This window comes from Tibeticola sp. (assembly GCF_022759015.1).
Lineage (GTDB): Bacteria > Pseudomonadota > Gammaproteobacteria > Burkholderiales > Burkholderiaceae_C > Tibeticola > Tibeticola sediminis.
Map to the genome: position 1 here is coordinate 33,908 of NZ_JAEMQB010000015.1, position 10,837 is coordinate 44,744.

General features: G+C 65.8%; 10 protein-coding genes. 4 read left to right on the forward strand and 6 right to left on the reverse strand.

Annotated features, from left to right (window positions below; translation table 11 throughout):
• Both JHC36_RS01225 and JHC36_RS01230 read left to right on the forward strand, forming a co-directional pair.
• On the forward strand, positions 1-1,296 hold the full coding sequence (locus JHC36_RS01225; RefSeq protein ID WP_287914839.1) for a hemolysin family protein: 1,296 nt from the start codon (positions 1-3) through the stop codon (positions 1,294-1,296).
• Positions 1,297-1,418: 122 nt separating this feature from the next.
• Positions 1,419-1,715: an H-NS histone family protein gene (locus JHC36_RS01230; protein ID WP_287914841.1), complete on the forward strand. Its 297-nt coding sequence runs from the start codon at positions 1,419-1,421 to the stop codon at positions 1,713-1,715.
• A gap of 23 nt (positions 1,716-1,738) precedes the next feature.
• On the opposite strand, the gene JHC36_RS01235 is transcribed toward JHC36_RS01230, so the two are convergent.
• Together JHC36_RS01235 and JHC36_RS01240 are read right to left on the reverse strand one after the other, a co-directional pair.
• Positions 1,739-2,641: a DMT family transporter gene (locus tag JHC36_RS01235; RefSeq protein ID WP_287914844.1), complete on the reverse strand. Its 903-nt coding sequence runs from the start codon at positions 2,639-2,641 to the stop codon at positions 1,739-1,741.
• Positions 2,638-3,141, reverse strand: coding sequence for a methylated-DNA--[protein]-cysteine S-methyltransferase (locus tag JHC36_RS01240; protein ID WP_287914847.1), 504 nt, complete (start codon positions 3,139-3,141; stop codon positions 2,638-2,640). Before JHC36_RS01240 ends, JHC36_RS01235 begins: the two co-directional genes overlap by 4 nt.
• Before the next feature lie 126 nt (positions 3,142-3,267).
• On the opposite strand from JHC36_RS01240, the gene JHC36_RS01245 reads away from it, so the two are divergent.
• Entirely contained in the window at positions 3,268-4,665 is a 1,398-nt protein-coding gene (locus JHC36_RS01245) for a phosphomannomutase/phosphoglucomutase (RefSeq protein WP_124219991.1), read from the forward strand.
• A 34-nt stretch (positions 4,666-4,699) separates the two neighbouring features.
• A complete protein-coding gene (locus JHC36_RS01250; RefSeq protein WP_287914851.1) occupies positions 4,700-6,070 on the forward strand; it encodes a 3-deoxy-D-manno-octulosonic acid transferase in 1,371 nt (456 codons plus the stop codon).
• 48 nt (positions 6,071-6,118) lie between these two features.
• On the opposite strand, the gene JHC36_RS01255 is transcribed toward JHC36_RS01250, so the two are convergent.
• The 4 genes from JHC36_RS01255 to JHC36_RS01270 all read right to left on the reverse strand — a co-directional run.
• Positions 6,119-7,462, reverse strand: coding sequence for a TolC family outer membrane protein (locus tag JHC36_RS01255; protein ID WP_287914854.1), 1,344 nt, complete (start codon positions 7,460-7,462; stop codon positions 6,119-6,121).
• A gap of 67 nt (positions 7,463-7,529) precedes the next feature.
• A complete protein-coding gene (locus JHC36_RS01260) occupies positions 7,530-7,871 on the reverse strand; it encodes a rhodanese-like domain-containing protein (RefSeq protein WP_287914856.1) in 342 nt (113 codons plus the stop codon).
• Between the two features lie 23 nt (positions 7,872-7,894).
• Positions 7,895-8,560, reverse strand: a complete 666-nt coding sequence (locus tag JHC36_RS01265; protein ID WP_124219982.1) for a protein-L-isoaspartate O-methyltransferase family protein — start codon at positions 8,558-8,560, stop codon at positions 7,895-7,897.
• 37 nt (positions 8,561-8,597) lie between these two features.
• On the reverse strand, positions 8,598-10,837 hold a 2,240-nt coding region (locus JHC36_RS01270), incomplete at its 5' end, for an efflux RND transporter permease subunit (RefSeq protein ID WP_287914861.1).

A 10,837-nucleotide genomic window follows, 5' to 3' on the forward strand; every position in this document is an offset into this window, starting at 1 on the left:
ATGAATCTCATCCTGATCGTCTTTTTGATCGTGCTCAATGCGCTGTTCGCCATGTCGGAAATGGCTCTGGCAGCGAGTCGTCGTACCCGATTGGTGGCTTTGGCCGAGACGGGAAACCCCGGGGCTAAGGCTGCATTGGCGTTGCTCGATGAGCCCACTCAGTTCCTCTCGAGCGTTCAGGTCGGCATCACCTCGATTGGGGTTTTGAACGGCATCGTGGGTGAGGCGGCTTTCAGCGCGGAACTGGCGGCGATGCTCGAGGGTTGGGGTTGGGGCGAGCGCGCGGCAGCGCTCACTGCCACGGGAATCGTGGTGACGGGAATTACGTTTGCAACCATCATCTTCGGAGAATTGGTTCCCAAACGCATCGGCCAGCTGTATCCGGAAACCGTGGCCTGCTGGGTGGCCCGACCCATGCGGGGCTTGGCGCGCCTGGGGCGTCCGTTCGTCTGGTTGCTTTCCACGTGCACCCAGGCGGTTTTACGCTTGCTTCGGGTCGATACGGGGCGCATTCAGCGTGTGACGGAGGAGGAGATTGCTGCGAGTCTGGAAGAGGGGGTCGATGCGGGATTGATCGAAGCGCACGAGCACCAAATGGTGCAAAACGTTTTCCATCTCGACGATCGCCCTTTGACCTCGTTGATGGTGCCGCGCGCGGAAATCGACTGGCTCGAGGCCGATGCCTCGGTTCAAGACTGTCTCGAAAAAATCGCGGCGGCGGGCGAAGATGGCGCGCACTCGTGGTACCCGGTTTGTCGGGGCAGTCTCGATGATGTGGTCGGCCTGATGAGTGTGGCGCGTTTGTTGCAATTGAAGAAATCCGGTGTCAACGACCCCATCGGTTCCCATGTGCAGCCGGTGACCTTCGTTCCAGAGACCTTGTCCGCGATGGAACTCCTCGAGCAGCTGCGGCAACGCAGTGGTCGCATGGTGCTCGTGGTCGATGAATATGGCGTGGTGCAGGGGTTGCTCACACCGCACGATCTGCTCGAGGCGATTACCGGCGAGCTTCGTCCCTTGGTTCCGGGAGAGGCTTGGGCCACGCGGCGCGAGGATGGAAGCTGGCTGCTCGACGGCCTTATTCCCTTGCAAGAGCTGAAGGCGCGGCTCGAGATCGATGAGGAATTCCCCGACGAAGACAAAGGCCGCTATACCACGCTTGCGGGACTCTTGTTGACGCTGGCCGGGCGTTTACCCCGAATGGGGGAGCATTTCGCCTTTGGCGACTGGGACTTTGAAATTGTTGACCTCGACGGCCGACGTATCGATCGGGTATTGGCGCGGCCACGCGCATAGAAACCAGATTCGCTCTTCGAATCGGGTGGTCTTTGCGTACAATTGGGCATCCATTCGGTCCAAAACGCGATTTCGACCGGATGGATTCATTGATATCGATCCCCCAACTTTGAAAGCGCTCTATGAATGACGTTGATCTGAAACAATTGCTGCAGGCACGCGAAGAGTTGGACCGCAAGATCGCGGAGGCGCGTAAACAGGCCAAGGCCGACGCCATCGCGCGCGTGCGGGCCATCGTGGCGGAATTTGACCTCACTGCCCGGGACGTTTTCCCCGTCGCCACGCGCACGCGCAAAGGCGCGGCCAATCCAGGCGAGCCGAAATATCGTGACCCCGTCAGCGGGAAGGTTTGGACCGGCCGGGGCAAGCCACCCAACTGGATCCAGGGCAAGGACCGCAGCCAATTCCTGATTCGCTGATCCGCAGACCCCCAGTTCGGGGGTCACTCGAGCCTTTGCAGTAGACCGGTGGAGAGCGCGGTGCCCAGCAGCACAACGGCGCCGCAAGCCAGCATCCACGGCGTGATTTGCTCGCCTAGGAACAGATTCCCGTAGAGCAGGGCGAACAGGGGGACGATAAAGGTCACTGCAAGGGCGCGGGTGGGACCGGCGTGTTGAATCAGTCGAAAGAACAGCACGTAGGCCAGGCCGCTGCAAAGAATGCCCACCGTGACAGCGGCCAGCCAGGGCAGCGGCCCCGGTGTCTGGGCCGGCCAGCTGAGCGCGGCCGGCAGGGCGAGCGCGAGCGCGGCGCCAATCTGGCTGCCCGCAGCCGTCGCCAGCGGCGGGACGCGGGCCAAGTGGCGGCGGGTGTAGCTCGCTGAGATTCCATAGCACAGCGTGGCGCCCAGGCAGGCGGCAATCGCCAGCTGGTTTTTTGTCTCCGACAAATCTCCGTGCCGCATGCCGGCTTTGTCGGCGGCGAGCAGAACGACCCCGGCGAAGCCCAGTGCCAGGCCCAGTACGCGAGTGGCGGTCAGCCGATCCCCGAGCCAAATCCAGGCGATGAGAGCTCCAAACAGCGGCACCGTGGCGTTCAGAATGGCCGACAGTCCGGTCGTGATGAATTGGAGTGCCCAGGCATAGAGCACGAAGGGCAACCCCGAGTTGAGCAGGCCCACGAGGAAGATGGGCCGCCATGCCTGCCTCAAGGCGGCGGCTTGGCCGGGGCGCAGCAGAAACGGGGCAAGGACGGCGCCGGCGATCGTCACCCGTAAAGCCGCCGTGGGCAGCGGGCCAAAGGCCGCCGCTGCGGTTTGCATGAACAGAAACGACGAACCCCAGATGGCGGCGAGCAGCACCAGTTCAGGGACCCATGGGGTCGCAGTCGACTCGGCCGCGTTCACCGGATGCCCTCGAGTGCCAGGAGGGCGCGTTTGCGGTCGAGCCCGCCGGCGTAGCCGGTCAGGGAACCGTCGCTGCCGAGCACGCGGTGGCACGGAATGACGATGCTCAAGGGGTTTTGTCCAATCGCACGGCCCACGGCCCGCACCGCCTGCGCTCGGCCGATGGCGGTGGCGATTTCGCGGTAGGTTCGTGTGGCGCCGTAGGGAATGTGCCGCAGCGCCTCCCAGACCGCCTGCTGGAACGGCGTGCCGCAGCTGAGATCCAGCGCCAGGTCGAATGGCTCGGCCTGCCCCGCAAAGTAAGCGGTCAAAGCCGCTCGGGCCTGGGTCAAAGTAGGATGCTCGGGGCTCGGGGGGCGGCCGTCGTCGGGCGGTGCGTCGACCTGAGCGGTGGTGAACCAGGCGCCCGCCAGTCCGCGGGGCGATGCGGCCAAACGCAGCTCACCCAAGGGCGTGTCCATCGTGCAGGTGGCCCAGTCGTGGGGCAGGTGGGTGATCATGCTTAGAACTTTCTGGGAATGCGTCGAGGGGCGCCGTGGGTAAACCTACAATCGGTCCAGCCTTTGTCGGGCCGGCCTTCTTGCCGTCGAGGTCGGCTGAACTTACCTCAAGCGAAAGTATTGCCCATGTCGCATCCGCATCTCGATCCTTCGATTTTCAAGGCTTATGACATTCGCGGAATCGTACCGACGACGCTTAACGCGGCCGTGGCGGAATCGATCGGGCGGGCCTTCGGCGAAGCCGCGCAGGCAGCGGGCGAGCGCACGGTGGCGCTGGGGCGCGACGGGCGGCTTTCGGGGCCGATGCTGGCCGAAGCACTGACCCGCGGTCTCATCGCTGCGGGCATCGAGGTGATCGACATCGGCCGCGTGACCACACCGATGCTGTATTTCGCGGCCAGCACGCTGTGCAACAGCGGCATTCAAATCACCGGCAGTCACAACCCCAAGGACTACAACGGCTTCAAGATGGTGCTGGCCGGGCGGGCCATTTATGGCGAGGAGATCCAAGCCCTGCGGCGAGCGATCGAGGCCGGATTTGGAGCGCCGCGTGCCGGTGGCTGCGTGCGTGCGGTCGACATTTTGGATGCCTACCGCGACCGCATCGCCTCCGACATCCATCTCGCGCGGTCGATGAAGGTCGTGGTCGACTGCGGCAACGGCATTGCCGGGGCCTCTGCGCCGGGAATCTTGCGCGCGATCGGCTGCGAGGTGGTCGAGCTCTACACCGAGGTGGACGGCGACTTCCCCAATCATCATCCCGACCCGAGCAAGCCGGAGAATCTGCGCGATCTGATGGCCGCGCTGGCTGCGGGTGATGCGGAGCTGGGCCTGGCTTTCGACGGTGACGGCGACCGGCTCGGCGTGGTCACCCGCACGGGTCACAACATCTATCCGGATCGGCAACTCATGCTGTTTGCGCGCGACGTGCTCTCGCGGGTGCCGGGGGGCACGATTGTTTACGACGTGAAATGCACGCAGAAGCTCGCCCCCGTCATCGAGGCGGCTGGCGGCGTGCCGCTCATGTATCGCACGGGGCACTCGCTCATCAAGGCCAAAATGCGCGAGGTCAACGCCCCGCTGGGTGGCGAAATGAGTGGCCACATCTTCTTCAAGGAGCGTTGGTACGGTTTTGACGACGGCACCTATGCAGCGGCGCGTTTGCTCGAAATTCTGAGCCGCAGCCCCGATGCCAGTGCGGTTCTCGACGCGCTGCCGACGAGCTACTCTACCCCCGAACTCAACGTCCCCTGTGTCGAGGGCGAGCCGCAAGGTTTGACCGCAGCGCTTCAAGCGCGGGCGCTGCAGCGCTTCGCCGGCCAAGCGCGTGTCAACACCATCGATGGCGTTCGGGTCGACTGGAACGATGGCTTCGGGCTGATTCGTGCGTCGAACACCACGCCGGTCTTGGTGCTGCGCTTTGAAGGCGACACGCCGGAAGCGCTCGCCCGCATTCAGGCGGAAATGTTGGACCTATTGCGCCAGGTCAAGCCGGACGCCCAGATCGGCGCCGCGGCGCATTGACGGTCCATTCGGCAACGGGCGCGACCCCGGCGCTGTGCCACGCGACTCGACGGTTTTGGCCTTGCAACGCGCGTTTTATTCGACCGCCCTCTGGCTCGCGCAGCCCTTGCTGCGCCTGAGACTCGCGCGGCGCGCACGGCTCGAGCCCGGTTATGCCGAGGCGGTGGAGGAGCGCTTCGGCGACTACGGGGCACGCCCGGCGCGGGTGGCTGGGCCGGGCGAGTTGTTGTGGGTCCATGCAGTTTCGCTGGGTGAGACCAGGGCTGCCGGTGTGCTGCTCGAGGCGGTGCGCCGCACATGGCCCGGCGTGCGCATCCTGCTCACGCACGGTACCGCAACGGGGCGCGCGCAAGGGCGCTCGCTCTTGCAGCCGGGCGACCAGCAGGCTTGGCTGCCTTGGGACACGCCGGCAGCGGTGCGCCGCTTCTTCGATCACTTTCAGCCGCGCATGGGCATCCTGATGGAGACCGAAGTCTGGCCGAACCTCGTCCACGAGGCGGCAGCGCGCGGGATTCCGCTGGCGCTGGCGAACGCACGGCTCAATGCGCGCTCGTACGCGCGGGCGCAGGCGCTGGGGCGGTTGGCGCGCGCGGCCTACGGCTGCTTGCGCGCCGTCTGGGCGCAGACCGAGGCGGATGCCGAGCGGCTGCGGCGGCTCGGTGCGCCGGTCGAGGGCGTGTTCGGGAACCTCAAATTCGACGCGGCTCCGGACCCGGGTTTGTTGCAGCGAGGCGCGCTCTGGCGTGCGCGCTGGGGCCGCCCGGTGGTGATGCTCGCGAGCAGCCGCGAGGGTGAGGAAGCAGCGTTTTTAAAGCATTTTCGGCGCCTTGCCGGCGAAAAATGGTCTTCGGATGCTCCTGAAAATGAAGTGACGCCACTGCTCGTGCCGCGCCATCCGCAGCGCTTTGACGTGGTCGCGGCCCTGGCCGAGGGCCTAGGCCTCGAGGTGCAGCGCCGCAGTCACTGGGGCGAAGCCGGTCCGCCGCGCGTCAGCGACCACGCCGGCATCGTCTGTGTGGGCGACAGCCTGGGCGAAATGCCGCTTTACTACGCTTGGGCGGATGTGGCCTTGCTCGGCGGGAGTTTCGAGCCTTTGGGTGGGCAAAACCTGATCGAAGCGGCCGCCAGCGGCTGCCCGCTCATCCTGGGGCCGCACACCTTCAATTTCGCCGAGGCTGCCGAGGAAGCCATAGCCGCCGGAGCGGCACTGCGCGTGGCCGACATGGCCGAGGGTGTGGCGGCAGGCTTGAGCTTGTTGCAGCAAGCCGACCGGCGTGCGGCGATGAGCGAGCGGGCGCGAGCCTTCGCGCAGCAGCACCGCGGTGCCGCCGAGCGCACCGCCGAGGCCGTGGGTCGGCTGTGGGAAACGGCAGTAGCCCGTGCGCCGCGTCAGGGCGATCGCTGACCCCGGCGCGGTGGATGCACCGCGCGCGGTGTGTGTCCAGCCTGGCTCTTAAGGTGCCAGCAGCGCGTTGACCGGCTGAAGATCCTCGGCCTTGAGCACGCCGCTGGCTTGGCGCAGCTTGAGGTTGCCGACGAGCACGCTGTACCGGGCCTGGGCCAGATCGCGCTGGGTCTGATAGAGCTGGCTCTGCGCGTTGAGCACGTCGATGTTGATGCGCACACCCACCTGATACCCGAGCTGGTTCGCTTCGAGGGCAGTCTTGCTCGACTGTTCGGCCGCCTCGAGCGCGCGCACCTGGGCCATGCCCGACTGCACGCCGAGGAACGCCGCGCGGGTGGCTTGGGCGATGGTGCGCTGCGCCGCTTCGAGGTCGCTTTGCGCCTTGGTCTCGAGGGCAAGCGCTTCTTTGACGCGGTTTTGAATCGCGTAGCCCGCGAACACCGGCACGGCGAAATTGACGCCGATGCTGCCGGCCGTCACGCGGGAGCTGCCCATCGACATCGACGAACCGTTGATGTTGCGCGTGACGCCATAGCTGGCGGTGAGGTCGACCGTGGGCAGGTGGCCGGCTTCGGCTTTCTTGAGTTCGAGGCGGGCCACGTCGAGGCCGATTCGCGCCTGACGCAAGGCCGGGTGGGCATCGAGGGCCTGTTGGACCCAGGCGTCGATGTTCGCCGGCGTGAGGGCGGGCAGGCTCACCGGCTGCCGCAGAGGCTTGGGGTCGATGTTCGGTTTGCCCACGAGCTGATCGAGGGCGAGCTGCTTGACGCGCAGATCGTTTTCGCTGGCGAGCTCCTGGGCGAGCACGAGGTCGTAGCGGGCTTGCGCCTCGCGCGTGTCGGTGATCGTCGCCGTGCCGACCTCGAAGTTGCGTTTGGCGGCGGCGAGCTGCTCGGACACGGCGGCCTTTTGGGCCCGAACCACGTTGAGCGCCTCACGCGCGGAGAGCACATCGAAATAGGCTTGGCTGACTCGGACGATCAGGTCCTGTTCGGCCTGCAGCAACTGCGCTTCGGCCAGCTCGGCCTGTTTCTTGCCCTGCTCGGCGGTGGCCAGGTTGGCGGGGCGGTAGAGCGGCTGGCTGGCATTGATGCCCAGCGTCTGCGTGCCATAAGCCCGGTCGGTCGGGACCGGCACGTTCACCTCCATGGCCGTACGCGAGGCGCTGGCACCCACGCCGACCGTGGGCAGAATCGCCGCACGCGCCTGCTCGGCCCGCGCGAGCGTGGCGTCGCGCTGCGCCAGCGCGGCCTGGTAGCTCGCGTCATAGCCGCGGGCAGCTTCATACACGTCGAGCAGGCTTTGCGCGCGCAGGGGTGCGGCGGCCATGAGGGCGCAGACCGCGACAGCGGCCAGACGGATCGGTGCCGAGGGGAGAGGGAACGAGGTCATGGCGGTCAGTCTTGGTGGTGCAAGTCGGGTTGGGGGCGGAGTCGACGGTCCGAGCCGGTCGGTCGGCTCAGTAATGCGGCACGTTCGGGTCGCGCTCGCGCGCCCAAGCCTCGATGCCGCCGGAAATGTTGGCGACATGCTCAAAGCCGTGGTGCGCAAGAAAGGCCGCGACCTGCATGCTGCGGCCACCGTGGTGGCACAGGCAGGCAATGGGGCGCTTGGGGTCAAGCTCATGCAGGCGCACCGGAACGACCCGCATGGGCATCTGCTGCAGCTCGAAGCCCTCGGGGCGCACGCTCGCCGTCTGCCACTCCCACGGCTCGCGCACGTCGAGCAGCAAAGGCTCGCCATGGGCACGGGCTGTGGCGAGCCAGGTGTCGAGGTTGCGCGGGGAGACTTGTTCGATCATGGAGACTTGAGGCGCGGAGCCGTTCAAAAAACGAAATGCGAAGGTTCGGGGAAGTGCAGCAGGCGCGGCGCCACCGTGTCCCAAGGCTGAGTGGTGGTCCACTGGTTCTCGCTGCGCCGGCGGACGACCGTCGCGCGCATGATGGGCTCTTCGCCAACGATGCCGAGCAAGCGTCCGCCGACCTTGAGCTGATCGAGCAGGATCTGCGGCACCTCGGCAACCGAGCCGCTGAGCACGATGAGGTCGAACGGCTGATCGGGCTGCGGACCGAGTGCAGCATCGCCGAGCCGCACGTCCACATTGGTGATGTTGGCGCGTGCCAGGTTGGCGCGCGCCATCTGGACCAGTTCGGGCTCGAGTTCCACGGTGACGACGTGCTGCGCCCGCTTGGCGAGGAGCGCGGCCATATAGCCCGAGCCCGCGCCGATTTCGAGCACGCGCTCGTGTCGGCGCGGCGCGGCTTCCTGCAGCATACGGGCTTCGATCTTGGGCGCGAGCATGACCTGACCGCGGGCACCGCCTGCGCGCAGAGGAATTTCCATGTCGCTGAAAGCCAGCGACCGGTAGGCGGCAGGCACGAAGTCTTCGCGGCGAACCACCGAAAGCAGCTCCAACACCCCGGGGTCGAGCACTTCCCAGGGCCGGATTTGCTGCTCGATCATGTTGAACCGTGCACGTTCGATGTCCATCAAAAATACTCCTAGGGGTATATTAGCCGATTCCGGTTCATTGTACCGGCGCAGGGTTTTGCGCCGCCTTGCTCGCGGGCGCTGCGTCCGGGCCGGTGGGCTGCACCCTGAACACGCGGCGCAGCCATTGCGCCAGGTCGTCCATGTAGCAATAGACCACCGGCACCACCACCAGCGTGAGGATGGAGGAGGTGATGACGCCGCCGATCACCGCCTGGCCCATCGGCGCGCGCTGCTCGCTGCCCTCGGTCAGGGCGAAGGCCAGCGGCACCATGCCGAACACCATGGCCAGGGTCGTCATGAGGATCGGGCGCAGCCGCACCCGGGCGGCGTGCAGCAGCGCATCGGTGCGGTTCATGCCGGGGATCACGGTGCCGTCGGGCTGTACCTGGTCTTCACGCGAGCGGATGGCGAAGTCCACCAGAAGAATCGCGTTCTTGGTGACCAGCCCCATGAGCATCACGATGCCGATGATCGAGAACATCGACAGCGTGGAGCCGAACATCATCAGCGCGAGCACCACGCCAATGAGCGTGAGCGGCAGCGAAGTCATCAGCGCCAGCGGCTGCAGGAAGCTCTTGAACTGGCTCGCCAGGATCATGTAGATGAAGATCACCGCCATCGCCAAGGCCGAGACCGCATAGGCAAAAGACTCGGCCATGTTCTTCGTCGAGCCGCTGAACTGGTAGCTGTAGCCCGGTGGGAAGCTGATGCCCGCCAGCGCCGTTTTGATGTCGTTGGACACTTCGCCCGCGGAGCGGCCAAAGTTGTTGGCGGTGATCGTCACCTCGCGCGTGAGGTCGCGCCGGTTGATCTGGTTGGCGCCGGTGCCGGGGCGCAAGGTGGCGACTTGGTTGAGCCGCACCACACGCGGGCTGCCGTCGGCATTCGTGCCCACCGTGAGCGGTAGCCGCTCCAGGTCGGGCAGCGCGGTGCGCGCCTCGGGCGCGAGGCGCACGTTGACGTCATAGGTCTCGTCGTCGGGGGCGCGCCAGTTGCCCACGGTCTGGCCGGCGATCAGCGTGCGCAGCGCGCTTCCAATCGAACTCACCGACAGTCCCAGGTCTGACGCGGCTTCGCGGCGCACGTCGACCTCGATGGTGGGCTTGTTCGGCTTGAGGCTGGAGTCGAGATCGACCAGGCCCGGGATGTGCTCGATGCGCTGCATCACGAGGTTGCGCAGGCGTTCGAGTTCTTTGAGGTCTGGCCCTTGCAGCGAGAACTCGATCTGCTTGTTGCCGCCCACCGGGTCGAGCAGGCCCACATGCGTGACCGTGATGCCCGCGATGCGTTGCAGCCGCTCGCGCAGCACGGCCGACATTTGGTCCACGTTGCGCGTGCGCTGCTTGCGGTCGACCAGCCGCACATAAATGCTCGCGTACATCTTGCCGGCGGCGACGCCGGAGTTGATCGTGGTCAGCGTGTAGCGCACCTCGGGGAAACTGCGGATCACCGCTTCGACCTGTTTGGCGCGTGCCTCGGTGTTTTCGAGCGAGGAGCCTACCGGCGTATAGAAGTTGACGTAGGTCTCGGAGTAGTCCGCTTTGGGCACGAACTCGGTCCCGAGCAGCGGCACCAGGGCCACGCTGGTGCCGAACACCCCCAGCGCAATCGCCACCGTGGCCAGTTTGTGCGCGAGCGACCAGCGCAGGATGCCCTGGTAGAAATCCGCCAACGCGTCGGTGGCGCGCTCGAACCAGCCTGTGACGCGGCCGATGGTCTTGTCGTAGAAGGTCGCCGGCGCTTGCCGCCGACCGTGCGCTTCGATGCTCGGGTCGTGCCAGATGGAGGAGAGCATCGGGTCGAGCGTGAAGCTCACGAACATCGAAATCAGCACCGCCGCGACGATGGTGATGCCGAACTCGTGGAAGAACTTGCCGATGATGCCGCCCATGAAGCCGATCGGCATGAACACCGCCACGATGGACAAGGTGGTGGCCAGCACCGCCAGCCCGATTTCCTGCGTGCCTTCGAGCGCCGCCGTGTACGGCCCCTTGCCCATTTGCACATGGCGCACGATGTTTTCGCGCACCACGATGGCGTCATCGATCAACAGACCCACGCACAGCGATAAGGCCATGAGCGTCACCATGTTGATGGTGAAGCCAAACAGGTTCATGAAGAGGAAGGTGCCGATCAGGGAGATGGGCAGTGTCAAGCCGGTGATGACGGTCGAGCGCCAGGAATTGAGGAACAGGAAAACGATCAACACCGTGAGCAGCGCGCCTTCGATCAGCGTGCGCCGCACGTTTTCCACCCCGACCCGTATCGGGCGCG